This window comes from uncultured Streptococcus sp. (genome assembly GCF_963528215.1).
Lineage (GTDB): Bacteria > Bacillota > Bacilli > Lactobacillales > Streptococcaceae > Streptococcus.
This window is the reverse complement of record NZ_CAURVL010000009.1, coordinates 53,910-79,199: the sequence shown is the minus strand read 5'-3', so window position 1 is coordinate 79,199 and position 25,290 is coordinate 53,910. Positions and strand designations below refer to the sequence as shown.

Annotated in this window: 20 protein-coding genes and 1 CRISPR repeat array; of the genes, 2 read left to right on the top strand and 18 right to left on the bottom strand. The window is 42.8% G+C overall.

The features are described 5' to 3' along the window. Positions 1-15 precede the first annotated feature (15 nt). The 6 genes from pyrE to RWS24_RS05615 form a co-directional block, all read right to left on the bottom strand. The gene (gene pyrE, locus RWS24_RS05640; protein WP_314366057.1) at positions 16-645 is read right to left on the bottom strand and encodes an orotate phosphoribosyltransferase; all 630 of its coding nucleotides are present in this window, start codon (positions 643-645) and stop codon (positions 16-18) included. Positions 646-723: 78 nt separating this feature from the next. Further along, the gene (gene pyrF, locus RWS24_RS05635) at positions 724-1,416 is read right to left on the bottom strand and encodes an orotidine-5'-phosphate decarboxylase (protein WP_314366056.1); all 693 of its coding nucleotides are present in this window, start codon (positions 1,414-1,416) and stop codon (positions 724-726) included. 248 nt (positions 1,417-1,664) lie between these two features. After that, complete coding sequence (locus tag RWS24_RS05630) at positions 1,665-2,603, bottom strand: dihydroorotate dehydrogenase (RefSeq protein ID WP_314366055.1); 939 nt, start codon at positions 2,601-2,603, stop codon at positions 1,665-1,667. Between the two features lie 11 nt (positions 2,604-2,614). Beyond that, entirely contained in the window at positions 2,615-3,421 is an 807-nt protein-coding gene (locus tag RWS24_RS05625; RefSeq protein WP_314366054.1) for a dihydroorotate dehydrogenase electron transfer subunit, read from the bottom strand. A 210-nt stretch (positions 3,422-3,631) separates the two neighbouring features. After that, a complete protein-coding gene (locus RWS24_RS05620; protein ID WP_314366053.1) occupies positions 3,632-4,606 on the bottom strand; it encodes a hypothetical protein in 975 nt (324 codons plus the stop codon). A 30-nt stretch (positions 4,607-4,636) separates the two neighbouring features. Next, positions 4,637-5,482: a hypothetical protein gene (locus tag RWS24_RS05615; RefSeq protein WP_314366052.1), complete on the bottom strand. Its 846-nt coding sequence runs from the start codon at positions 5,480-5,482 to the stop codon at positions 4,637-4,639. A 246-nt stretch (positions 5,483-5,728) separates the two neighbouring features. Between RWS24_RS05615 and RWS24_RS05610 the strand changes: the two genes are divergently transcribed. Next, positions 5,729-6,637 (top strand): LysR family transcriptional regulator, encoded by a 909-nt coding sequence (locus RWS24_RS05610; protein WP_002897493.1) that lies wholly within the window; start codon positions 5,729-5,731, stop codon positions 6,635-6,637. Positions 6,638-6,677: 40 nt separating this feature from the next. On the opposite strand, the gene RWS24_RS05605 is transcribed toward RWS24_RS05610, so the two are convergent. The 6 genes from RWS24_RS05605 to rpiA form a co-directional block, all read right to left on the bottom strand. Next, on the bottom strand, positions 6,678-7,409 hold the full coding sequence (locus RWS24_RS05605) for an NAD-dependent protein deacylase (RefSeq protein WP_314366051.1): 732 nt from the start codon (positions 7,407-7,409) through the stop codon (positions 6,678-6,680). Between the two features lie 11 nt (positions 7,410-7,420). Continuing rightward, positions 7,421-8,182 carry a hypothetical protein gene (locus RWS24_RS05600; protein WP_314366050.1) on the bottom strand — a complete coding sequence of 254 codons (762 nt, stop codon included), beginning with the start codon at positions 8,180-8,182 and terminating at the stop codon, positions 7,421-7,423. Then, the gene (gene deoD, locus RWS24_RS05595; RefSeq protein ID WP_314366049.1) at positions 8,179-8,892 is read right to left on the bottom strand and encodes a purine-nucleoside phosphorylase; all 714 of its coding nucleotides are present in this window, start codon (positions 8,890-8,892) and stop codon (positions 8,179-8,181) included. The genes RWS24_RS05600 and deoD overlap by 4 nt, the downstream gene beginning before the upstream one ends. Before the next feature lie 203 nt (positions 8,893-9,095). Further along, a complete protein-coding gene (locus tag RWS24_RS05590; protein ID WP_314366048.1) occupies positions 9,096-9,908 on the bottom strand; it encodes a purine-nucleoside phosphorylase in 813 nt (270 codons plus the stop codon). A 29-nt stretch (positions 9,909-9,937) separates the two neighbouring features. Then, positions 9,938-11,149, bottom strand: a complete 1,212-nt coding sequence (locus RWS24_RS05585; protein WP_314366047.1) for a phosphopentomutase — start codon at positions 11,147-11,149, stop codon at positions 9,938-9,940. Between the two features lie 13 nt (positions 11,150-11,162). After that, positions 11,163-11,840: a ribose-5-phosphate isomerase RpiA gene (gene rpiA, locus RWS24_RS05580; protein WP_314366046.1), complete on the bottom strand. Its 678-nt coding sequence runs from the start codon at positions 11,838-11,840 to the stop codon at positions 11,163-11,165. A 177-nt stretch (positions 11,841-12,017) separates the two neighbouring features. Between rpiA and mnmE the strand changes: the two genes are divergently transcribed. Beyond that, on the top strand, positions 12,018-13,391 hold the full coding sequence (gene mnmE / locus RWS24_RS05575; RefSeq protein ID WP_314366045.1) for a tRNA uridine-5-carboxymethylaminomethyl(34) synthesis GTPase MnmE: 1,374 nt from the start codon (positions 12,018-12,020) through the stop codon (positions 13,389-13,391). Between the two features lie 94 nt (positions 13,392-13,485). Then, a CRISPR array of direct repeats spans positions 13,486-19,628; the repeat unit is 32 nt; unit sequence ATTTCAATCCACGCTCCCGCGAAGGGAGCGAC. Between the two features lie 146 nt (positions 19,629-19,774). On the opposite strand, the gene cas2 is transcribed toward mnmE, so the two are convergent. The 6 genes from cas2 to cas5c are packed head-to-tail and all read right to left on the bottom strand — an operon-like array spanning position 19,775 to position 25,240. Continuing rightward, on the bottom strand, positions 19,775-20,068 hold the full coding sequence (cas2, locus tag RWS24_RS05570; RefSeq protein WP_314366044.1) for a CRISPR-associated endonuclease Cas2: 294 nt from the start codon (positions 20,066-20,068) through the stop codon (positions 19,775-19,777). A gap of 10 nt (positions 20,069-20,078) precedes the next feature. Beyond that, complete coding sequence (gene cas1c / locus RWS24_RS05565; protein WP_314366043.1) at positions 20,079-21,104, bottom strand: type I-C CRISPR-associated endonuclease Cas1c; 1,026 nt, start codon at positions 21,102-21,104, stop codon at positions 20,079-20,081. After that, entirely contained in the window at positions 21,101-21,772 is a 672-nt protein-coding gene (gene cas4, locus RWS24_RS05560) for a CRISPR-associated protein Cas4 (protein ID WP_314366042.1), read from the bottom strand. The genes cas1c and cas4 overlap by 4 nt, the downstream gene beginning before the upstream one ends. A gap of 1 nt (position 21,773) precedes the next feature. Then, a complete protein-coding gene (cas7c, locus tag RWS24_RS05555) occupies positions 21,774-22,622 on the bottom strand; it encodes a type I-C CRISPR-associated protein Cas7/Csd2 (protein ID WP_314366041.1) in 849 nt (282 codons plus the stop codon). Between the two features lie 3 nt (positions 22,623-22,625). Then, the gene (cas8c, locus tag RWS24_RS05550; protein ID WP_314366040.1) at positions 22,626-24,512 is read right to left on the bottom strand and encodes a type I-C CRISPR-associated protein Cas8c/Csd1; all 1,887 of its coding nucleotides are present in this window, start codon (positions 24,510-24,512) and stop codon (positions 22,626-22,628) included. Continuing rightward, a complete protein-coding gene (gene cas5c, locus RWS24_RS05545) occupies positions 24,512-25,240 on the bottom strand; it encodes a type I-C CRISPR-associated protein Cas5c (RefSeq protein WP_314366039.1) in 729 nt (242 codons plus the stop codon). Before cas5c ends, cas8c begins: the two co-directional genes overlap by 1 nt. Positions 25,241-25,290: the final 50 nt, after the last annotated feature.

Here is a 25,290-nt window from a genome sequence, read left to right as displayed (position 1 = left end):
TTATTTCTGTTCGGTCTAAGACTGCCAATTTTCTTGGTCATGCTTAAATTTCTCAAGCAAGGCCAAACCCTCAGGATTGACATACCCCTCTGCTTCGGCCAGAGTGATTAGCTCAGTGTAGTTAGAAAGGGTCACTAATTTCACACCCGCTTCATTGAAGTTTTTATCTGCCTTTGGCAGCTCATAGGTAAAGATGGCTGCTGCGCCAATCACATCCGCACCTTCACGTTTAGCGGCAGCGATAGCATCCAAGACCGACCCCCCCGTCGAGATTAAGTCCTCAATGACAACCATCTTCTGCCCAGGCGCTACGCGACCTTCGATTTGATTGCCCGCTCCGTGATCTTTTGGTTTGCTGCGGATATAGGCAAATGGCAGGTTCATCTTATCTGCAATAATAGCTCCGTGAGGAATACCTGCTGTTGCAGTTCCAGCAATAACTTCTACATCTGGAAATTCCGCCCGAATCTTTTCAACGAAACCATCTTCAATCAAGGTCCGAGTTTCTGGATAAGCCAAGGTCACACGGTTGTCCGTATATATAGGTGACTTGATGCCCGACGCCCATGTAAAAGGCTCTTCTGGCTTCAAATACACAGCTTTGATTTTCAATAAATCACGCGCAATCTCTTTTGCTAAAGTCATTTTTTGCTCCTTATAAATTTGAAATTTTATGATGCTGTTAATTTTGTATAACGATTTAATTCGAATCTCTTGTTTTTGCTAGCTATTCCACTGCTTCTTAATCTCGTGATAAGCATCCCAAGGATTTTCAGCTTGGATAATTGGACGACCTACTACAATATAGTCACTACCAATTTGATGGGCTTCCTGCGGTGTCATGACCCGTTTTTGGTCGCCGATTTCCGCTCCAGCTGGCCGAATACCCGGCGTCACACAGAGAAAGTCATTTGCAGTAGCCGCCTTAATCAGTTCCACTTCTTGAGCTGAACAAACTACACCATCCAAACCGGCTTCTTTAGCCTTCCGAGCGTAATTGACAACAGACTCCTGAACCGTGGTCTGGATGTTTTGGCAATCACGCATATCTTCCTCGCTGGTCGAGGTCAACTGAGTCACCGCAACCAACTTAGCCTTATCCCCCAAGACCTTCTTGGCTTCGCTCATCATCTCCACACCGCCTGCTGCATGGACCGTTACCATGTCAATACCAAAAGTACCTAAGACAGACATGGCTGAGCGGACCGTATTGGGAATGTCGTGCAGTTTCAGATCCAAGAAAATGCTGTGTCCAAGACCTTTCAGATAATGAACGATTTCTGGACCAATGGCATAGAAGAATTCCATGCCGATTTTAACATAGAGTTTTTCATCTTCCGGAAAATGCTCCAAGAAATCTTTGACATCGTCAAAAGATGGAAAGTCGAGGGCGATAATAGGCCGTTCTTCACGCATGAGGGGAAAATCTCCTTTTAAATTATTATCTTCAAAAAAGTCCATTAGGCATTTATATCTCAAAACCAACCTTCACATTAGGCTCAGAGACATAGAAAAAACCTTGCCCGAGAGCAAGGTTACACGAAAATGTGGCAGTATCTGCCATTCAAACGTATGTACCTTAGTAGCCTCTCTGGACTTCTTTAAAGGTTATATTTAGTTCATTCTATAATTTCACAGCAGGATTGTCAAGTAAAAATGTAACTTTAAAGCAAATTCTCTCGAACTTCTTTACGTAAGCTTTCAAGACTTTCAATGCCGTATTTATCCATAGCCTTAGGCAGGTTCTCAATGATGGTAGGACAAGTATAAGGATCCGTGAAATTGGCAGTTCCCACTCCAATGGCTGAAGCGCCTGCTATAAACATCTCCAGAGCAGCCTCCGCAGAATCAACTCCCCCCATACCAATGATAGGAAGTTTGCTTGCCTGCGCCACTTGACGGATCAGCTTGAGAGCTACCGGAAAGACAGCCGGACCAGACATGCCACCAGTGCCATTAGCGATAATAGGCTTGCGCGACTTCAAGTCAAATCGCATACCTACTAAGGTATTAATCATGGTAAAACCAGCAGCACCAGCATCTTCAACTGCCTTAGCTACCTGAGTGATGTCTGCCACACTCGGAGTCAATTTGACATAAACTGGTACAGCAGAAGCATCTACTGCTGCCTTGGTTGCTTCGTAAGCCAACTCCGGAACTTGACCAATCAAAAGTCCAGCATTTCCATGGTCAACATTAGGACAAGAGATATTGAGCTCAATAGCCTTGACATTGGGGGCTTGAGAAATTTTCCCAGCCACTGTCGCATATTCTTGATTGGAAAAGCCTGCTACATTGGCGATGATTGGCAGGTCGGGATAATGCTTTGCCAGCCAGGGCAGTTTTTCAGCTAGGACAACCTCAACACCTGGATTTTGCAGGCCAATGGCATTAAGCATCCCAGCTGGTGTTTCTGCCACACGCGGAGTGGGATTGCCAAAGCGGGGGTCCAAAGTCGTAGCCTTTATCATGATGGAGCCTAGCAAGTCTAGGTCATAGTATTTGGCATATTCCTGTCCGAAACCAAAACAGCCAGATGCTGGAATAATTGGATTTTTCAGGTCCAAGCCTGGCAAGGAAACTCTTAAACGTTGGTCACTCATTCTTTCCCCTCCTAGACAATAATCGTGCCCGTCTCAAAGACCGGACCGTCTTCACAAACGCGCTTATTGACCGACTCGTCCTGACCTGCAACATGAACTACGCAGGCATAGCAGGCGCCCATACCACACGCCATACGAGACTCCATGGAGAGATAAGCATGCGGATGGTCCTGAAACTTACGATCCACATACTGAAGCATAGCTGGCGCACCACAGGAATAAACAGCCGCATAGTCTTGGGACAACTCATCCACAACGGCTGATACATAGCCTTGGCGGCCATAAGAGCCGTTATCCGTCGTGACAATGACCTCAGCGTATTTTTTCATTTCTTCCTCTAAAATAACAGCGGATTTATCAGAAAATCCCAGAACAGCAGTTACTTGAGCTCCCTTGGCATGCAATTCTTTAGCAACCTCAAGCAGGGGAGGGACACCAATCCCACCACCGACAATCAAAGCGTGGTCACCTGCCCTTACAGGACTCAAATCAAAGCCATTGCCCTGGGGCCCCATAACATCAAGAAAAGACCCAACTGGAAGTTGAGAAAAAATAGCTGTCCCGCCGCCTTCTATCCGATAGATGATGCGACAAGTCAGATTTTCTCGGTCAATCTCTGCGATTGAGATAGGCCGGCGCAAAAGCTTGCTGTCATCTGGTACCCGAATATGTAAAAACTGCCCAGCCTGCATCTGGCTGACCATTTGGCCCTTTAGGAGCATAGAAAAAATATTAGGTGCAATCTCTACTTGATTCAGAAGCTCCATCTGCTCCAGCATAATCTTGCCAAATCTCTTTTTACAACTGTCACTAACCATGACAACCTCACTTTCTACAAGAAAAAACCTCGCCGCAGCAAGGTTTCGCAAAAAACAAGGCAGCCAAATGCCTCTTATACCGTTTTTCCCCACCTTGTAGCCTCACTGGACTTGATTAAAGGTTAAATTGTAAACATTATATCGTTAGAGATGAGGAATGTCAAGGCATAAAAAATATTAGAATTTTCATGTCACTAATGAATCGAAGCATTACCAGCTCTTGTCAAATTCACTTTTTACATCTGCAAGACAAAAGCTTCCATCCTCCTGTCTTCTGAAAATCAAGGCTACTCTATCACTTTTTCGTTCAGCAGGTGGACGATGAATATTAAAATAATTCACCTGTAACGATAACGGGCTATAATCTGTATCGCTTCCAGAAAAATTAATATCTGAAGGCAGTCCAAATCGATCAACAATCTCCTGATATGTCATTCCACCTTTTCCATATTGACTATCACCTACTGTCAATGTATCCATATCTTCTGGCTTCCACTTAAAAACAAACTCATTTTTGGTAGCTGGTAGGTTATGAATGTCATCCAAGTAAACTGCCGTTTTGGTTATTAAATAGTACTTTTTTCCATTGGAATCGGGGTCATAAAAACCCAAACTGATTTCCTGAGGATGTCCTGATGAACCATATCTAGGAACATCTACAATTCTTGTCTTATAAGTTAGTGTCAATCCATTTTCGGTAAAACTTACATTTGAACCCTTACCATATTTCGTAATAACCTCTTCCAAAGTCGGATTATTTTTCCACCCCCCAACTTTTGCTATTTTGAGTTCTACAAAATTGTCTAATGTCCAATTAAAAATAAACTTTTTTTCATCTTCCTCAACAATTTTCTTTTTCAGTTCCTTTTGATCTTGATTTATTTCTGGCTCGTCATCATATTGCTGAGTAATAGAGCTTTCTCTACTAACTGACGAAACCGTCTTATTATATTTGTACTTAAGGTTGGCTCTAGGAACCTTTTGAGAAAAATAATAGAAGCCAAAGAACAAAGCAAATGACAAGGTCAAACAAAGAAGAATAAAGGCCGAATTAATCCTTTTTTTCTCCTCCTGTATGGCCATCATGCTAAGTTCTTCTCTTTTTATCTTTTGTTGTTTATAAAGTTCTCTTTTGATATCTCTAAATGAATTGGCATCATGTTTTTTCTTGCTACTCCTTCTCAAGATTATCTCCTCTGTCTTTTTTATTTTAGTTTACTGGCTTTGTTTAGAAACCAAACGCCATGTTCCATCTTCTTGCTTATAAAATTCTAAATTAACAGTTTTCAATTCATCTGGAGATCTCCATCCCCTTGGATTGTTATAAGTAACCCGCATTTGAAGTTGTTTATCCTCTCCCAAAATCGTCTGATATAGAGGTAAGCCAACATTTGAAACGATCTCATTATAAACCGTACCTTTGTCAGTACCTTCTCTAGCACCAATAACAAGACTATCAATATATTCTTGCGTCCATAAAAAGTCTCTATTAGGATTTTGATCCACCTTAATTTCATCACTTGCAAGGTTAGAATGGTACTTGGAAATGAGCTTATAAACACCATCGAATTCAGCAAATGTTAAAGAAACATAGCCAAGAGCACCATTCTTCTCTTTCCAAAAAAGACGAATATGCTTTTGAATTTCATTATTTGATGAAAAGTCAATCCATGAACCAGCTTCAACAGGTTTTCCAAATTCTTTTAAAACATCTTCCAAGACGACTCCACCTTTATCTTTGTCCATGGGTAGAGAAACTGCCTTGTCAACCGTCCAAAGAAAGGGACCGCTTTTTTCTAGAGAAACGATAAGGCTTTCAGCGAATTTTTTTACTTCAGTCTCCTTATCCTCTAATTCTTTTGATGGTGAAATAATCTTACTTGACTGGCTCACTGGTTGCTTAGATTTAGCTTTTTCCGGTATGGAAAGCATTAAAAATACTGCTCCAACGATAGAAAAGCCAATAATGGCTAATAGAACGAATGGTAAGAACTTAGACTTAGAAGTCTCCTTCTCTAACTCAAAAGCAATATCTTCAAAAGAATCCTCTTTTCTCTTCATAACTACTCCTTTTACAGTCTAAAAATCATCATATCACGAATAACTTGAAATTGCAAAACCTGTTTCATTATAAAAGACTTGATAAAATCTCTCTATAATTCCGATAAGAATAAACTTTAAAAATGTCACTATATCCAATAGAATTTCTTTTACCATCTGTCCATTTTAATAAATTCAATTATAAAAACATGCTAGCTTTCATTGATTTATCGGGAAAAAATCCCCAGTTTGTGATAAAATAGTCCTATGAGAATTCAACAGTTACACTATATTATCAAAATCGTCGAGACTGGCAGTATGAACGAAGCTGCTAAGCAACTTTTCATTACCCAGCCTAGCTTGTCCAATGCTGTGCGCGATTTGGAAAATGAAATGGGCATCGAGATTTTCATTCGCAATCCCAAAGGAATTACCTTGACCAAGGACGGCATGGAGTTTCTTTCTTATGCCCGGCAGGTGGTTGAGCAGACCCAGCTTCTAGAAGAACGATACAAAAACCCTGTCGCCCACCGCGAGCTTTTCAGCGTTTCTGCCCAACACTATGCTTTTGTGGTCAATGCCTTTGTCTCCCTACTTAAAAAAAGTGATATGGAGAAATACGAGCTCTTTCTGCGGGAAACTCGGACTTGGGAAATTATTGACGACGTAAAAAACTTCCGCAGCGAAATCGGCGTCCTCTTTCTCAATAGCTACAACCGCGATGTCCTATCCAAGATGCTGGATGACAATCATCTGATTGCCACTCATCTCTTCACGGCTCAGCCCCATATCTTTGTCAGCAAATCCAATCCGCTTGCCAAGAAAAAGCTGGTTCAATTATCTGACTTAGAAAACTTCCCTTACCTCAGCTACGACCAGGGGACCCACAACTCTTTCTACTTTTCAGAGGAAATTCTTTCTCAGGAACACCACAAAAAATCTATCGTCGTCAGCGACCGCGCGACCCTCTTTAATCTTTTGATTGGTTTGGACGGCTACACAATTGCAACCGGTATTCTCAACAGCAATCTCAACGGAGACAATATCGTGTCAATCCCACTGGACATTGATGATCCAATCGAACTGGTTTACATCCAGCACGAAAAAGCCAGCCTTTCAAAAATGGGAGAACGATTCATTGAGTATCTGATCGAGGAAGTGAAGTTTGATAAATAAACTGCAAAAAACACCCGAAAAAGCTTTTTCAGGTGTTTTACTATTGTTTTAATTTGCCTAACACTTCCCCTATCTTACCTTCAATAACTAAGTCAGCCTGGCTGTCTTGAGGGATGCTGGTCTTGTTGATGACGACCAGATGCTTACCTACAAAATACTGGATGAGGCTGGCTGCGGGATAGACGACTAAGGACGTGCCGCCGATTATCAGTAGATCAGCTTGCTGGATAGCTTGGGCAGCCTGCTGGAACACTTCCATATCTAGGGGTTCTTCATAGAGAGTCACATCTGGTTTGACAATACCGCCACAGTCAAGGCAGCGAGGAATGGTACCCTGCAAAGTCAGAAAGCCGTCCAAATCGTAGAATCGCTGACAATTCAGACAGTAATTTCTATCCGCACTGCCATGTAGTTTGAGAACCTTTTTCGAACCGGCCATTTCATGCAAGCTATCGATATTTTGAGTCACCACAGCCTTGAGCTTGCCTGCCTTCTCTAAATCCGCTAAGTAGACATGAGCAGCATTGGGCTTAGCATCCGGATAGAGTAGGTACTTCTTGTAAAAATCAAAAAACTCCTGCGGATAGCGCTCAAACATAGTGTGAGAAACCAGCTGCTCCGCTGTAAAATGCCGTCCTAGCTTGACGCTGTATATCCCATCTGAACTGCGGAAGTCCGGAATATTGGACTCAGTCGAAACACCCGCACCACCGAAAAAGACGATATTTTGACTTTGGTCTATCAATTCTTGCAACCTTGCAATCTTATCCATCCTGCTACCCCTTATAAGAGACTTTCTATGAGCTCATTCGCTCGGTCGAAGTAAAAAGGTTCCCTCTGATAAACTATGCCTGTCTCCTGCGCCAAATCAATCAGAAGCTCCATAAAGTGCTGAGATGAGAAACCTGTCGTCCTGTGCAATTCTTCCTCATCGAATGGCCGGATAAGGTGAGCCAGTGGATTGCGGACTGACTTTTCTAACTCTCTTAGCTGCTGTGCTGATTCTTTGACAGATTCAGGCAAATTCAACTGCAAAATCATCTCCGTCAAACTAGAAGAATTAACCGTGCTTTCCGCATGAAAATTTTGCAGGACAGGATTATCAGAATGTCGCATCTTTTCAAACTTCCAACGGTCGTAACTAGCTCCTCGCGAATTATGAATATAGCTCTCAATATCCAGTATTTGCATGCGAATCAGCCGCATAAAAATCCGATAAATAGCCGGACTGACAGCTCGGATAAAGTCAATCAGCTGCTCATTTCTCAGCTTGGCTTCAAGGTCATAAAGGTAATTGACCAGCTGCTCATCCGCTTCATCTTCATGGCAAAAAAGCTGAAAATCAGCTAGGACAGACCCAGTGATTTCCAACTTTAGATTCATCATAGATTGGATGTTGAGCTCTCTTCGCTCCGCTAAAGCCTCAAGAAGATTAACCAAGTCAGACTGGACACTGCTTTCTGCTCGCTCAGCTAGCTTATACGCATAAGCATAGTCATAGCGGGAAATAGCAAAGAGAATGGCTTCTTTGACATCTACTTTCATGCTTCTGCAATCAAGGTTTCCAAACCAACCTTCATCATATCGGTGAAGGTATTTTGACGTTCTTCTGCAGTCGTGTCTTCTTCTGGATTGACCAAGCTGTCAGAAATAGTCATGATAGCAAGAGCATCCACATGGTGTTGAGCAGCCAAATAGTAAAGAGCTGCCGCTTCCATTTCCACTGCCTTAACCCCCCACTTACCAAGCTCGATATTCTTTTCAAAGTAGTTTGAATAAAAGACATCAGACGACAAGACATTCCCAACATGGGTTGTCATACCAAGACCTTTGGCGATATGGTAAGCCTTATCTAACAAATCAAAGCTAGCGATTTGCGGAAAATCATACTGTGGCCAGTCATTACGGATAATGTTGGAGTTAGTTGCAGCCGCCTGCGCCAAAACCAATTCACGGACATGGACATCAGCATTCAGCGAGCCAGCAGTTCCGACACGGATCAGCTTTTTCACACCGTAGTCAACAATCAACTCACGCGCGTAGATAGAGATTGAGGGCATTCCCATTCCAGTTCCCATAACTGAAACACGTTCGCCTTTGTAATTACCTGTATAACCAAACATGTTACGGACTTCATTGAAGCAAACAGCATCTTCTAAAAAGTTCTCAGCGATGAATTTGGCCCGAAGCGGATCCCCTGGAAGAAGAATTTTATCCGCAATTTCACCTGGCTTAGCAGAAATATGAATAGACATAGTTAAGATACCAAACCCGTCAAAAGCAAAGGGAAAATAGGAGATGGTCGCAGTGAGCGATGCTCGCAAGACCAACTATCTTTTTCCCACCGCTTTTAGGGTGGGTTCAATTCCTTTCTTTCTTAATTTTAATATTTCATAGAAAGGTTAGCTCGGATTCAATTACAAACCCAAATCCAACCTTTCCATGATTCTTTCTTTTCTTACAATTCAGCAAGTGTTTCTTTAAGAAGTCGTTTGAAATCACCCTTGACACGTTCTGTTACTTCAACCACTTCCTCATGATTAAGCTCTTCTTGGAAACCAGCAGCAAAGTTTGTAATACATGAAATACCAAGGACTTTCAAACCAGAATGTGCTGCTACAATCACTTCAGGAACAGTAGACATGCCGACTGCATCTGCTCCGAGCGTCTTATAAGCACGGATTTCTGCAGGCGTTTCGTAAGTCGGACCGGTAACACCAATATAGACACCGTCATCAAGCTTAATGCCAAGCTTATCAGCGACTTGATGAGCAGTTGCACGATATTCTGGAGTGTAAGATTTAGACATATCAGGGAAACGTGGACCAAATTCATCCAAGTTTTCACCAATCAAAGGATTTTGGCCAGTCATATTGATGTGGTCAGTGATCGCCATAAGCGTACCAGGACCATAGCCGATACCTCCAGCAGCATTGGTCACAATAACACCTGTCGCACCAAGAGCCTTCATCACACGCACTGGGAAAGTAACGACTTCTAAAGGATTTCCTTCATAGAAATGGAAACGGCCTTGCAGAGCCAAGACTTTCCGTCCTGCCAAGTCTCCATAGACTAATTTCCCAGCGTGGCCAACAACAGTTGAGCGGCCCCAGTTTGGAATATCCGCATAGTCAAGGCTAACGGCATTTTCAATTTCAGAAGCCAATTCTCCCAAACCAGATCCCAAAATCAAACCAAATTCAGGTTCTGTCATACCTTTTTCTTTCAAGAAGGCTGCTGTTGCTTTGATTTTTTCTGATAAGCTTGTCATAAAACATTTTCCTCACTCTCTTATTATGCTTATACCAATTTGTCCAAGAAGCTTTCACCAATCATCGCCTTGTCTACTCCGAAGTTTTCAGCAACGGTAGCGGAGATATCCGCAAAGTGTCCAACAGGAATATGACCATGACCGCTCAGCGATTTTCCGAAGACCAAAAGCGGAATGTACTCACGAGTGTGGTCTGTTCCGGCATAGGTCGGGTCATTACCATGGTCAGCAGTAATCATGAGCAAATCATCTTCACGCATATTTTCAATGATTTCTGGGATACGAGCATCAAACTCTTCCAAACAGTCACGGTAGCCATGTGGATCACGGCGGTGACCATAAAGAGCATCAAAGTCTACTAGGTTAGTAAATGAGAAACCTTCTTTGAAGTTTTCGTCTTTCAGGGCTTTGACCAAAGTATCTACACCATGATTGTTAGACTTATTGTGTCCCATGTCATGGTTAATTCCAGCGCCGTTGAAGATGTCATTTATCTTACCAACAGAATAAGTATCAATTCCAGCTTCATTGAGCTTATCAAGTACAGTTGGATTAAACGGAGAAACTGCATAGTCGTGACGGTTGGCTGTACGAGTGAAGTTGCCTGGCTCACCTACATAAGGACGAGCGATAATACGTCCTAGAAGCGCAGGCCGTTCCAAGGTAATAGAGCGGGCAAATTCACAGATACGATAGAGCTCTTCCAAAGGAATCACTTCTTCGTGTGCTGCAATTTGCAATACTGGGTCAGCAGAGGTATAGATAATCAGCTCGCCTGTTTCCATCTGACGAGGACCAAAGTCATCAATAACTGCTGTACCAGAGTAAGGTTTGTTAGCCTCACGAATGATCTTGCGACCAGAAAATTCTTCAATCTGAGTCAGGATTTCTTCTGGGAAGCCATTCCAGAAAGTATCAAAAGGCTCAGTAATATTGAGACCCATGATTTCCCAGTGTCCTGTCATCGTGTCTTTTCCAAGAGATACTTCTTCCAGCTTGGTATAGTAACCGCTAGGATTTTCTTCTTGAGGAACTGTCTTCAAAGGAACAGGACGCTCGATATTTCCCAAACCGATCTTAGCCATATTTGGCACATTCAGCCCTACCGTTTTGGAAATATGTCCCAGAGTATCTGAAGCACCATCTGGTACCCCTGCATTGACAAAGTTATTGGCATCTGGCGCAGCACCGATACCAACTGAGTCCATGACTACCAAGTGAATACGATTAAATTTTGGCATAAAATACCTCTTTCTATTTATTGGCCTCTAAAACTTGAAGACCCGATTTTCCAGCAACAATGACCTTGTCTACCATTTGATTAAACAGTCCATGCTCCACTACGCCCACTGCATGATCTAGTTCTTGCGCAAACTTAACTGGATTTTCAATCACACCTAAATCTAAGTCAATAATGAAATTCTGCATGTCCGTAACAAATCGCTGACCATCCTTCTGACGAAAGGCAGGCTTATAGCCTGCACGCTCAAAGCGACGAAAGAGCTGCTCAGCACCGTACTGAACAACTTCTACTGGTAGCATGAAGGCACCTAGCTTCTCTACCATCTTGCTCTCATCGACCACCCAGATATAGTGCTTAGTAGGCACCGCCACGACTTTCTCCATGAGAAGTGCGCCGCCACCGCCCTTGATACCGTTAAAAGCTGAATCAACCTCATCAGCACCATCAACAGTGACATCCACCTGATCCACATCGTCGATAGACTTGAGCGGAATGCCTAGCCCTTCAGCCTGTTTGCTAGTGACACTGGAAGTCGTAACAGCTGTAATCTGCAATCCTTCTTCCTTGATACGCCGACCAATCTCTTCGACAAAATAATAAGCAGTCGAACCCGTCCCGAGACCAACAATCATCCCGCTTTGGACAAATTCAGCAGCCTTGATTCCTGCCAGTTTCTTTAGATTTTCCATAGCACCTCCTCGAATCACACTACTTTTATTATATCATGATTCTCACTAACATGAAAGTGTTTTCTTTGCCAGACTTAAACTGCATTCCTTCCGCTTGATAATCGAAAGCCTTGCTCCTCCTTGATTTTTGCGTTACAATTAGGGTAATTGATTTTAAAACACAAGGAAAAATACAGTATGATTACCAGAGAATTTGATACAATCGCTGCGATTTCTACGCCTCTTGGCGAAGGGGCTATCGGGATCGTCAGACTAAGCGGGACTGACAGCTTTGCTATTGCCCAAAAAATCTTCAAAGGGAAGAATCTAAGCAAAGTGGAAAGCCACACGCTCAACTACGGTCATATCGTTGACCCTCAAAATCAGGAAATTCTGGATGAGGTTATGCTTGGTGCCATGCGCTCTCCCAAGACCTTCACGCGCGAGGATATCATCGAGATAAATACCCATGGTGGAATTGCGGTCACTAATGAAATTTTGCAGTTGGCAATTCGCGAGGGAGCTAGAATGGCTGAGCCTGGCGAGTTTACTAAGCGGGCCTTTCTCAATGGGCGCGTAGATTTGACTCAGGCTGAGGCTGTCATGGACATCATCCGCGCCAAGACCGATAAAGCCATGAACAATGCTGTCAAGCAGCTGGATGGCTCTCTCTCCAACCTTATCAACAATACCCGTCAGGAAATTCTCAACACACTGGCTCAGGTCGAGGTCAATATTGACTATCCTGAATACGATGACGTGGAAGAGATGACGACCCAGCTTATGCGAGAAAAAACAGCTGAGTTCGAGGCTCTGCTGAGCAATCTTCTCGATACTGCACGACGAGGTAAGATTTTACGCGAAGGTATTTCCACTGCTATCATCGGCCGGCCTAATGTTGGTAAGTCCAGCCTGCTCAACAATCTCCTGCGAGAGGACAAGGCCATTGTCACTGATATCGAGGGGACAACCCGTGATGTGATCGAGGAGTATGTAAATATCAAGGGCGTGCCGCTCAAGCTCATCGATACCGCAGGAATTCGAGAAACCGATGATCTTGTTGAGCAAATTGGAGTTGAGCGCTCTAAAAAAGCCCTGCAGGAAGCTGACTTGGTTCTCTTGGTTCTCAATGTCAGCGAGCCTCTGACAGACCAGGACCGCCAGTTGCTGGAAATCAGCCAAGACAGCAATCGCATCGTCCTGCTTAACAAGACCGACCTTGAAGAAAAGATTGAGCTGGATCAGCTGCCAGCAGATGCTATCAAGATTTCTGTCCTCCACAATCAAAATATCGATAAAATTGAAGAACGCATCAATCAGCTCTTCTTTGAAAATGTTGGTATTGTCGAGCAAGACGCTACCTACCTGTCCAACGCCCGTCACATTTCCTTGATCGAAAAAGCTCTGGAAAGTCTGCAAGCCGTCAACCAAGGCTTGGAAATGGGTATGCCGGTAGATCTACTCCAAGTCGATATGACCCGCACCTGGGAAATCCTTGGCGAAATCACTGGCGACGCTGCACCAGACGAGCTCATCACCCAACTCTTCAGCCAATTCTGCCTAGGGAAATAGAAAATAAGAGACCTAAAATTTAGGTCTCTTTTCGAATGCAGTATATTCGATTATTTTTAATAGCATTTCGTACATTATTAATTTTCCACTTTGCTCTCCTCTAGAAAGCTAAATATGGGGAGCGACAGGAATGGTCATTCATGAAGTTGGCACGATTTTATTTCAATCCACGCTCCCGTGAAGGGAGCGACCCGTGAAGAGCAGTATCAGCTCAATCCAGACATATTTCAATCCACGCTCCCGCGAAGGGAGCGACCGAGGGCCCTGTTCCAACTTATAGGTTAGATCTAATTTCAATCCACGCTCCCGCGAAGGGAGCGACTCAAAACTCAAATGCTGGGATTTCTTACAATACAATTTCAATCCACGCTCCCGCGAAGGGAGCGACGACCCATTTACCAGCACCTTTTCTAGTTTGCATAAATTTCAATCCACGCTCCCGCGAAGGGAGCGACTGGGGCAGTGGGGGGGTTGTCCACAGCGGATCTAATTTCAATCCACGCTCCCGCGAAGGGAGCGACTTCATTTTCACACTTGCGGCTAATTATTTTATTATATTTCAATCCACGCTCCCGCGAAGGGAGCGACTTAAGACCGCTTAAAACCTCGCTAGTGTCCTTAATTTCAATCCACGCTCCCGCGAAGGGAGCGACTCTTGTAAAGCGTCTAAAATTTAAAAAGTACCTAATTTCAATCCACGCTCCCGCGAAGGGAGCGACGGGGCTGTGGGGGGGGTTGTCCACAGGGGATCAAATTTCAATCCACGCTCCCGCGAAGGGAGCGACGATATTCAGTTTGATCAATTAGAACTATCAGATAATTTCAATCCACGCTCCCGCGAAGGGAGCGACTTGCTTGCGAACAACTCGGCCGCACTTGTTACATATTTCAATCCACGCTCCCGCGAAGGGAGCGACAAATTATAACACAACATCCACACAACAAAAAGTTATTTCAATCCACGCTCCCGCGAAGGGAGCGACTCTATACAGATATGAATATGTCTAGTCTTCATCATTTCAATCCACGCTCCCGCGAAGGGAGCGACCGAAGGGTAAGAGCGTATATCATATTGCACGACAATTTCAATCCACGCTCCCGCGAAGGGAGCGACAAGGGTCAGAAGTCGCAGCGTATCATCGTAACCGAATTTCAATCCACGCTCCCGCGAAGGGAGCGACGAGTTCGACCAGACCAACATCACCTTCATGAGACAATTTCAATCCACGCTCCCGCGAAGGGAGCGACTGCTCTGCATTCTGGAAGTCCGCGTGGTATTGCTCATTTCAATCCACGCTCCCGCGAAGGGAGCGACGACTCTCGACGTTAGAGATCACTAATGCGCTAGATTTCAATCCACGCTCCCGCGAAGGGAGCGACATGCACAAAATCAACTTAACACTGAATACTTAAAAATTTCAATCCACGCTCCCGCGAAGGGAGCGACAAGAACAGGCTGAAGATGATAACACTAGAGAGAAATTTCAATCCACGCTCCCGCGAAGGGAGCGACAGACTAACTCGCAAGTGGGAGGTCTTGACCTTAAATTTCAATCCACGCTCCCGCGAAGGGAGCGACTTCATTGTTTAAAAATGATGTTAAATCTTTAGAAATTTCAATCCACGCTCCCGCGAAGGGAGCGACGAAGAAGGAAAAACTATAAATGCTGATACAATTTTATTTCAATCCACGCTCCCGCGAAGGGAGCGACTTTATCTAAAACATAATTGGGGTATACTCTATTTTATTTCAATCCACGCTCCCGCGAAGGGAGCGACGCTTTTTCTGATGAATATGATTACTATAGGAAACAATTTCAATCCACGCTCCCGCGAAGGGAGCGACATGGTAATACTTACTTATATTACTAGCATTATGGAATTTCAATCCACGCTCCCGCGAAGGGAGCGACGATTTTAGAAGCAATCAATGGATAGTTACGTTTTAAATTTCAATCCACGCTCCCGCGAAGGGAGCGACTAATTCAAATTTATGAGGTGCTGAAATTAATAAATATTTCAATCCACGCTCCCGCGAAGGGAGCGACGGGTCACGCTCCTTATAACGTTTAAAAGCTGATTATTTCAATCCACGCTCCCGCGAAGGGAGCGACTCAAGACTTGAAAGTTCTTTTACCATGTTTTCAATTTCAATCCACGCTCCCGCGAAGGGAGCGACTTAAATCAGGATTTAAAATATCCTCTTGATGTTATTTCAATCCACGCTCCCGCGAAGGGAGCGACCAATAGCCACAATAGCAGAAATTACGGACATCAAATTTCAATCCACGCTCCCGCGAAGGGAGCGACGTCAACAACTATAAGATAAGGTACATCGTTAACAATTTCAATCCACGCTCCCGCGAAGGGAGCGACGGTTCTACTTTGATAGTCTGTATTTTTCAGATTTATTTCAATCCACGCTCCCGCGAAGGGAGCGACTGAAAAAGGTGGTTTAATGGTTACTCCTGAGGTTATTTCAATCCACGCTCCCGCGAAGGGAGCGACTGTCTAGGAGCAGTGGCAACAAGACCTCAGACATAATTTCAATCCACGCTCCCGCGAAGGGAGCGACTCCTCAGATAATCTCTAGCCACTCGACCCTTAAGCTATTTCAATCCACGCTCCCGCGAAGGGAGCGACGACCCAGCATAGCAAAAATTTCTTGAGCGCTTTTTATTTCAATCCACGCTCCCGCGAAGGGAGCGACCGACCAGCAAATCGAAACCAGACGATTTCCAAGTGATTTCAATCCACGCTCCCGCGAAGGGAGCGACTGGTGTTGGTGCTCCAGAGGGGACGAGGGCTTTTATTTCAATCCACGCTCCCGCGAAGGGAGCGACGGTCCGGAATTAGTTATCCACGCATACGATAATCAAGATTTCAATCCACGCTCCCGCGAAGGGAGCGACACGTCGAACAAAGGAACAAGTTTTAGACTTGCCTATTTCAATCCACGCTCCCGCGAAGGGAGCGACTTGCGCAAGTACCGAACGACGGCGCCGTCTAATAATTTCAATCCACGCTCCCGCGAAGGGAGCGACCACGCGCCAGCTCCGCGTCTTCTTTGTATCCGTAATTTCAATCCACGCTCCCGCGAAGGGAGCGACATGCTCTTCTGAAAACACTTGAGGAGCCGCCTGCAGATTTCAATCCACGCTCCCGCGAAGGGAGCGACTTCATGTCGTGAGTAAGAGTTGTACCTACTTCAGCATTTCAATCCACGCTCCCGCGAAGGGAGCGACCGTTGTCCACACAAAGCTGTCAACGTCTTGACGAATTTCAATCCACGCTCCCGCGAAGGGAGCGACATCTTTAAAAGCTCGTTTTATCTTTCTCACAAGGTATTTCAATCCACGCTCCCGCGAAGGGAGCGACATACCGCTAATGGATACTGGCAAGAGATTTCTAAATTTCAATCCACGCTCCCGCGAAGGGAGCGACATCTCCTACGCGTGACGTTTTAACAGAGTATAGCATTTCAATCCACGCTCCCGCGAAGGGAGCGACTGTTGATTTACATACCATAGATTTTCAACATCCCAATTTCAATCCACGCTCCCGCGAAGGGAGCGACTTGATGGTCTCTACATCATTTTTTAACCCCTCTAATTTCAATCCACGCTCCCGCGAAGGGAGCGACATCACGAGTTGGAGACTGAGGCGCATAGCCGTTAATTTCAATCCACGCTCCCGCGAAGGGAGCGACGTTCAAGACAGCTTTCATACCAGAGACACCAGCACATTTCAATCCACGCTCCCGCGAAGGGAGCGACTTCTTTTTACAATGACTGCCAATTATTTCATAATATTTCAATCCACGCTCCCGCGAAGGGAGCGACTAAATAGCAACTACAATGAATAATACAATTCCTTATTTCAATCCACGCTCCCGCGAAGGGAGCGACATCTTGAAAATGATAGTAATTTTACAGGTATGTTTATTTCAATCCACGCTCCCGCGAAGGGAGCGACATATAAGCTCTTGTCGGTTTCGACATACGATTTTATTTCAATCCACGCTCCCGCGAAGGGAGCGACGATTTTTTTGCTGATCAGGAGAAGTGGACATATTTTATTTCAATCCACGCTCCCGCGAAGGGAGCGACGGTATTCCGTTTATTGACGATATCATGAAGTGGTTATTTCAATCCACGCTCCCGCGAAGGGAGCGACGGTCTTGATGATAGTAATAATAAAAATATAAATTGATTTCAATCCACGCTCCCGCGAAGGGAGCGACGATGTTGAAATGAATACTTTAAAGGTAACATTAAGTATTTCAATCCACGCTCCCGCGAAGGGAGCGACGCAGATTGTTCAGGGAGCATTTCACAAGCATTGAAAATTTCAATCCACGCTCCCGCGAAGGGAGCGACAGGACTATGAGTATTACTATGCGGCTGGTGGTGTATTTCAATCCACGCTCCCGCGAAGGGAGCGACCAAATTTATAATCAGTATCTATAAAACTAGTAAAATTTCAATCCACGCTCCCGCGAAGGGAGCGACGTCAGGGAAAACTGACATACTCACAGCGACATCTTATTTCAATCCACGCTCCCGCGAAGGGAGCGACATCATGAGTATAAAGGGTGGGTTAAGGAGTACAATATTTCAATCCACGCTCCCGCGAAGGGAGCGACGTCAGGGAAAACTGACATACTCACAGCGACATCTTATTTCAATCCACGCTCCCGCGAAGGGAGCGACATCATGAGTATAAAGGGTGGGTTAAGGAGTACAATATTTCAATCCACGCTCCCGCGAAGGGAGCGACTTTAGTTATTCTGCTATACTAATCATAGGCAGGTATTTCAATCCACGCTCCCGCGAAGGGAGCGACACAACAAAAATTTACTCTGTAAAAAAATAAAGATATTTCAATCCACGCTCCCGCGAAGGGAGCGACGATTGATTCGTTTGACCCTGATTATGATAGCAAGATTTCAATCCACGCTCCCGCGAAGGGAGCGACTAGATGTTTACTATGACTCTGGATGGATGGTGGTAATTTCAATCCACGCTCCCGCGAAGGGAGCGACAAGATTTTAAGGCTTTACGATATACTGATTATCAGATTTCAATCCACGCTCCCGCGAAGGGAGCGACATGTCATTATTGTTTTATTATTTTTTTATAAAAAAATTTCAATCCACGCTCCCGCGAAGGGAGCGACAGCGGCTTATAACCGAGTAGGTGGCACGAAAAAGATTTCAATCCACGCTCCCGCGAAGGGAGCGACGTAACAGTTGTAAGAAAATCCATCATATAAGTATTATTTCAATCCACGCTCCCGCGAAGGGAGCGACCCGCTTTCTTTTAAAAATTTATCTGTTTCCCCAATATTTCAATCCACGCTCCCGCGAAGGGAGCGACTCATTCTTAATGTATGTAAGTTAGTAAATTATAATTTCAATCCACGCTCCCGCGAAGGGAGCGACCTATCACGTTTGAGAAATCAGACAGCTGGTACTGTATTTCAATCCACGCTCCCGCGAAGGGAGCGACCAGTATCCCCGATGTTCAGAATATCATCAGTGTGATTTCAATCCACGCTCCCGCGAAGGGAGCGACTCAAAGCTTATCCTGAAAACTGCGTAGAGTTTGAATTTCAATCCACGCTCCCGCGAAGGGAGCGACGTTCGTTCTTGTTCCATAGAACCTCCTTTCTATAAATTTCAATCCACGCTCCCGCGAAGGGAGCGACCGAACGTTTTTGTCTCCAGATAACCAGGTATTTTATTTCAATCCACGCTCCCGCGAAGGGAGCGACGAGTTAAGCCATTTCATAACATCATCAATAAAAGATTTCAATCCACGCTCCCGCGAAGGGAGCGACAACAAAACAAACAACATATAGACCATACACTAAAATTTCAATCCACGCTCCCGCGAAGGGAGCGACCCTCTTATACAATTTTTTTATAATATAGGCATTTATTTCAATCCACGCTCCCGCGAAGGGAGCGACACTGTAACACGGGGTTAGAGAAAAAAAAATACGAATTTCAATCCACGCTCCCGCGAAGGGAGCGACCGTTCGCATAAAAAAACTCGTAGTCTTTCTGCTCATTTCAATCCACGCTCCCGCGAAGGGAGCGACACGCAAAATCTCCATAAATTAACTCCAAAAATTCATTTCAATCCACGCTCCCGCGAAGGGAGCGACAAGAGCAAAAGCCCTTTAAATTAAGCTGCACCACATTTCAATCCACGCTCCCGCGAAGGGAGCGACAGCGCGTAGTTGCACTGTTTTAGGCAAAAATTATCTTTCAAGGAAAGAAAACTCTTCCCGAATTTTGAATTTTTACCTTGTTTTTATTTATTTTTCGCGCGAAAGGCCTACTTTTTTATGAGCAACCACTATCCGCACTAAGCAATTTAAAGGAGTAGTACACCTATATCAGGATCATAACTTTTATCACGTCCAATCGTTTCTAGACGATTTTGCCAGTTTTTTCCTAGCAAATAAAAACGAATACTGTCAGACTCAGTGTCAATAATACTCAAAAGCTTAGCCTTTATTTCTACAAATTCTACAGGAGTTACTGAGCATTCAAAGACTGAATTCTGAACGCGTTGACCGTAATCAACACATAATTTTGCTACATGACGCAGTCTTTTCCTGCCTTGCGCAGTTTCAGTATTCACATCATATGTTACTAATACCATCATAAACTGCCTCCTATATTAAAAACGGCGGATAGGATTCCAATTCTCCACGGATTGTCTTGGCCAATAACTGTGCTTGGACATAGGGCAGTAACATCAATTTCACCTTTTCTTTAGTAAAAGGATGTTCTACTTCCTGATGTTTCCGCTTTTGCCAGGCTTCAATAAAGATTGTACGCCCTTTTTCAGTTAATATGACACTTCCATTTTCTTTATAGTCAAAATGTTTTTTGTTTAACTGAGCTTTATTTATCAAAGAAAATACAAATCTATCAACTATATAAGCCCGAAATTCTTCGACTAAATCCAATGCTAAGCTAGCACGACCTGGCCTATCTGTATGAAAGAAGCCAACATAACTATCCAGCCCCACTGCTTCCAAAGCAGACTGGCATTCATATGTTAACAAACTGTAGCCAAATGATAACAGAGCATTGACACAATCTAACGGAGGCCGTCTGGTCCGCCCATTAAACTGAAAAGTCTCCTTATCAGTTAATACTAAATCATTAAAAATACGAAAATATTGGTTTGCTGCCTGACCTTCAATTCCTAACAGAGAATCCTTGTCTTCAGCTGCTTGAACCTGTTCCAATGCCCACGTCAATTCTGTATTCACTTCTTCAAAGAGACGGCTATCGATCCGATCCCGATGGTCACGCTTGAAACGTAATAAATATTTTCTAGAATTTGAAATCTTAGCAAGAATAAAGTGTTTTGCATATTCTAGAGATTGTTCTTCATCCGCCAAACGATAATGCTGTCTCCTTAGCAAAACATTCCCATTTGTTTGCCCAACAAATCGACCGCAAAAGCGCCCTTGTGGTGTATGGAAGGACAAATTTATCTGATTTTTGGCACATAGTTCAATCAAAGAAGGAGACGCCCCCAAATAAGAAAAACAAACAATGCCTTCAATTATCCGATATGGAAAACGACTGATAACCTTACCTTCTTGCTTGATAACGATATTATCTCTTTCACGCGTTAAATAAAAATTATCTTGAGTCAAATATAGAGTATTAAGTAGCTTTTTCATAAGCTATCCTCACTTTTTAGTGCTTGGAAAATATAATTGTCAACATTGCGTGCCTTTTTGCTCAGACGCGGCATGCAAATATCAACTAAGGAGCATAACTGACAGTTTTTAAAATATTCAGCTTTCGGAATAAGCTTTTTATCATAATATTGATGCATTCTGCAAGCCAGCTCAGCTACTTCTTTTCGTAAATCAGAAGTGATTTCTATTCGCTTCTTTTGATTTACACTATGATAGTAAAGATAACCATACTCGATTTCGCATCCAAGAGTTTCTTCAAGACAAATCGTTTGAGCAACCAACTGAACAATATCACGAGTATCCCTTTTGGGTTTTCCACGCTTATATTCAATAATAACAGGGAGCCATTTGCCACGTTTCCCTTTTAACGAAACTCCTTTTTCATCCTTATGGAATTCAACCACATCCAATATCCCATAGAGACCAAGCTCTCTTGACGAGACATGCATAGCTCGCGAGGTAATGACATCCTTTCGTTTTTCCTTGATATATGGATTGTCTGCCTTTTGATGTAAAATCTGCCCATGAGCTGTCGCTTCGTTTTCAGCCCACTGCTGCTCAATATGAATCAAACTCCATTGGCGCTTGCAGAATTGGAAATGCTGAATTCCAGACAACATCAAATACTCACTTTCAGCATAAACCATATTACAGTCCTTCTAAGATATCAACTTTCACTCCTTTAGTTTCATATTCTGCCAATTTCTCTTGATTAAGATGGATAGCATAGTCTTCATAACTATCCTTATCCTGTTTTTCTTTGTCAAATTCAAACAAATCAAAAACACGCGCACTGGAAACATTTCCCAACTTATTAGAATGTGTAAACCAGAAGACTTCTCTTACTCGCATAGAACCTTCAGGACGAGCGGATGACGCATCATTTTCAAACAGACTGATAAGTGCTTTCTTAATTACCTCAGCATCTTCATCAGAAAATCCTGTTTTTTCAGCAAAATTTGGATTAATCGAACCTTTGATGACATAGATACCATAATCAACAAAATGCTTAGTTCCCATGGTGTCTGACGAACGACCACTTTCATTTTTTGCTTCCATACCGTTGGTACTTCTAGTAATCTGTAGACTGGAAATCACAATTGGTTCCAAGGATTTAGCCATATTCAGAGAAACTGGACCACGAACACCGATTGACTTTTTTAAATAGGTAAATACTTGACCGAAAGAACGCACATCCAGCCATAATTGATTAGCTTTTTCTTCAATTTCTGTATCTGAATCTTTTGAAGTGAATTGATTAGAAAAACGTTTTTCAAGCGAACGAAACTCGTCCTCAATGCGATCACCTGCCTGTACAAAAGTAGGACAACCAAAATCTTGCATACGATTTCTAATTTTACGTTTAATGGCCACATCTGAAATCAAGCCATGACCCTTAGCATCTGTTCTTGGCATATTACCAGATAAAGGATCGCCATTTGCATTTGCCTCACGTACCTCAATCGTCACCATAAAATCAATTTTGTGTTCCAACATATCTTATCCCTCGTTTTCTTTAGTTTGTTTAGTGTAGTAAAATTGTTTTTCAGCATAGTAGCCAAAGATAAATTTATAATCTAATGGTTGCGTAAACTCTTTATTAGCATACAATGGGGTCAAAAGTTGAATAATTTCTTTTCTTTCTTTCTCCAATTTATGCCAAATGCCAGGTCTATTCAATTTCAAAACTTCCTCATAAGGCTTAATTTTATTTTCTAAATGATTCATCATCTTGGCTGGTTGACCCGTATAAGCATTCCAGTAACGCTCAGCATTCGTGATGCGTTCTTGGCTACTGCCATCTAGAGCATAGCGCTGCGCTTCGAACAACTCATAAGTTGCAAGTAAGCGTCCAAATAGGTAAGAACGATCTGTTTCTTGATGGTCTAACATTGGTGTGAACTCCCTTCCATATTGTTTTTGTAAAACCGCTAAACTAACTTGTTGTACTTGATACCAGTGCTTAGAATACTTCTGTCTTTGTTTAATGTTATCTTCTAATTTTTTAACAATAGTATTTGGTATTGATCTTCCATCAATCAAAGCTGTTACTAATTGCTGATATTGATCGCTCTTAAAACTGTCATTGTCCAATTCCAAATAACGTTCTCTGTCAATACCGTAGGCAGCGTTGATTATGTCATTAAAAGTAGGTGTTCTTAATTTATAATTTCCAGATTTAGTTTTTGCTTCCCAAGAGTAATTTTCCTGCCAAGTTTCCAGATTTTTCAATAACTGGGAAACTTGAACCTGACGGAAATATTTTAAAGCGATACGACCATTGCTTGTTTTATTTAGTATTGCAACATAGTAGGTTGCATCATTGCCAAACAATTTTCGCCCCTTAATAAACGAAGATCCTATATTCTTGTTTTCTTCGTTCGGTTTGATAAAAACATGACTATCTTCTTCGTCTTCATCATCTTCAAATAATTCATTAAAAACCGGCTTAACAATATCCAATTGACTCTCATTCGCTAAATCATCACTGAACCAATTGATGAGATATTGTGACGATCCTAGCCAAGTACTACTGTTTTTATTTTCTAGCAAATACTTAATCATTAAATGAATTTTTTCTGAAGTTTCATAGCCAACACTAAAAACATCTTCCCGCTCTTTAAAGCGCCCTTTATAAGCCTCTCCTTTATTACTAACTGAAATGATTTTCGCAGTTCCCATCAATCCCCGATGTTTATTGGTAATTTGCTCCGTTCGTCCGCTAATATTACATGTTCCCAGATTATCCTGATTAGCTGTTACAAACGAAATATATGATTGATGTAATTCCTTGAAACTGGTCACTGATTCATCTTTAAAGCCGTGAAATTGTACAATTGAAAACTCTAAGAAATAAGCTGATAAATCAACAGTCTTGTTTTTTCCATCAGAGTCAGAATAGGTGATTTTCAATCCCTCCCTTTGGTAATGCTCGCCATATAAAGAGTAAAGAATATTACTTAGAAAATCTGTTTGGAGAATAAACTGCTGAATTTTCATCAAAAAATCCTTGACTTCACCTTCCTCACAATAAGTAATCCAACTAGCTAATTGTTTATGAAAATCATCATATTGTGATTGACTCAACTCTGGTACATAATAAGAAAACTTATCTACAAGCGGATGTGGAGCTGGATTGCTTCCAGATCTTGCTACAGAATTTGAGGTCACAGGAAATATGATTGTTTGATTCTCAGCATCCATGATTTCTGCTTTATAAAGACTCCCATCCTGTTCTAATTTAACTGAAATAATATTTTTACCATTTGACTTCAAGCTAGTATGATAAAGTGGAAGCAAAACAGGATTGTCCCCATTTTGTTGATCAACTAAGCCAATTTCTTCTGCTTTTTCATAAGCTTTTAAGAGAGAAGTAAAAAAATCCATTAGCCTTCTCCTTTCTCCATAGCATCGTATTCCTTAAGTTCATCATCAACGGACTTAACTTGGCCAGGTGTCTTAAAGGTATAACTAGACAAAGTATTTACAATTTCACACTCAGGCTGAGGCTTAAACTTAATCACCCCATTATCCATAACTGTTTTTGTGAAATAAGATTTTAATGGTGTCATTTCGTCTTTGGGATAAGCAAAAGAATGGAACATGATGCCTAAATCAATAATAACGCCATCGTAGTAAGAAGGGATGTTCTCATACTCTTCTTGACTAATCTCTTCGACTAAGCCAAAGCATTCCGTCGTACCAAGGAAAATATGTCGCCGACCACCTTTCCGAATAGAACGTTCCATAATAGCCTCATGCTTTTTAGGCAGCCTATCTTGCATCAAATCTTCACGATTCTCATTCCAAATGAAATGGAATTTTACTAAGTACTCTACATCACTCAAATAGGACACGTAGCTTAAATCTGCACTATAATCATGTAGCAAAGCACGAACGCCGTGTAGCTCTGTCTGAATTTGATTGATGACTTTAACTTCAGTAACAACATTTGTGATAGTCGGCTTGTGATAAATACTATCAACTATGCCTTGCAGAGCTTGTCTAGTAGGAACTGAGTACGATGATCTCTCGCTTCCACCTTTAGTTGCAGGATTCGTAAAAAGTGCTCGATCTCCACGCACTCTCGCATAGAAATTTCTTGATCTGTACAAGGTTAAAACCTCCTTCTGTGATTCTATAAACCTATCTTAGCACTTGAAAC

Excerpts from the sequence above, each read along its gene's own strand:
- pyrF (WP_314366056.1), bottom strand. The coding sequence starts at position 1,416 with ATGCGTGAAGAACGGCCTATTATCGCCCTCGACTTTCCATCTTTTGAC.
- RWS24_RS05615 (WP_314366052.1), bottom strand. The coding sequence starts at position 5,482 with ATGAAGAGAAAAGAGGATTCTTTTGAAGATATTGCTTTTGAGTTAGAG.
- rpiA (WP_314366046.1), bottom strand. The coding sequence starts at position 11,840 with ATGGAAAATCTAAAGAAACTGGCAGGAATCAAGGCTGCTGAATTTGTC.
- RWS24_RS05630 (WP_314366055.1), bottom strand. The coding sequence starts at position 2,603 with ATGAGTGACCAACGTTTAAGAGTTTCCTTGCCAGGCTTGGACCTGAAA.
- RWS24_RS05605 (WP_314366051.1), bottom strand. The coding sequence starts at position 7,409 with ATGGATAAGATTGCAAGGTTGCAAGAATTGATAGACCAAAGTCAAAAT.
- RWS24_RS05610 (WP_002897493.1), top strand. The coding sequence starts at position 5,729 with ATGAGAATTCAACAGTTACACTATATTATCAAAATCGTCGAGACTGGC.
- RWS24_RS05600 (WP_314366050.1), bottom strand. The coding sequence starts at position 8,182 with ATGAAAGTAGATGTCAAAGAAGCCATTCTCTTTGCTATTTCCCGCTAT.
- pyrE (WP_314366057.1), bottom strand. The coding sequence starts at position 645 with ATGACTTTAGCAAAAGAGATTGCGCGTGATTTATTGAAAATCAAAGCT.
- cas4 (WP_314366042.1), bottom strand. The coding sequence starts at position 21,772 with ATGGTTTATGCTGAAAGTGAGTATTTGATGTTGTCTGGAATTCAGCAT.
- cas8c (WP_314366040.1), bottom strand. The coding sequence starts at position 24,512 with ATGGATTTTTTTACTTCTCTCTTAAAAGCTTATGAAAAAGCAGAAGAA.
- RWS24_RS05585 (WP_314366047.1), bottom strand. The coding sequence starts at position 11,149 with ATGCCAAAATTTAATCGTATTCACTTGGTAGTCATGGACTCAGTTGGT.
- mnmE (WP_314366045.1), top strand. The coding sequence starts at position 12,018 with ATGATTACCAGAGAATTTGATACAATCGCTGCGATTTCTACGCCTCTT.
- cas7c (WP_314366041.1), bottom strand. The coding sequence starts at position 22,622 with ATGTTGGAACACAAAATTGATTTTATGGTGACGATTGAGGTACGTGAG.
- cas1c (WP_314366043.1), bottom strand. The coding sequence starts at position 21,104 with ATGAAAAAGCTACTTAATACTCTATATTTGACTCAAGATAATTTTTAT.
- deoD (WP_314366049.1), bottom strand. The coding sequence starts at position 8,892 with ATGTCTATTCATATTTCTGCTAAGCCAGGTGAAATTGCGGATAAAATT.
- cas2 (WP_314366044.1), bottom strand. The coding sequence starts at position 20,068 with ATGATGGTATTAGTAACATATGATGTGAATACTGAAACTGCGCAAGGC.
- RWS24_RS05590 (WP_314366048.1), bottom strand. The coding sequence starts at position 9,908 with ATGACAAGCTTATCAGAAAAAATCAAAGCAACAGCAGCCTTCTTGAAA.
- RWS24_RS05625 (WP_314366054.1), bottom strand. The coding sequence starts at position 3,421 with ATGGTTAGTGACAGTTGTAAAAAGAGATTTGGCAAGATTATGCTGGAG.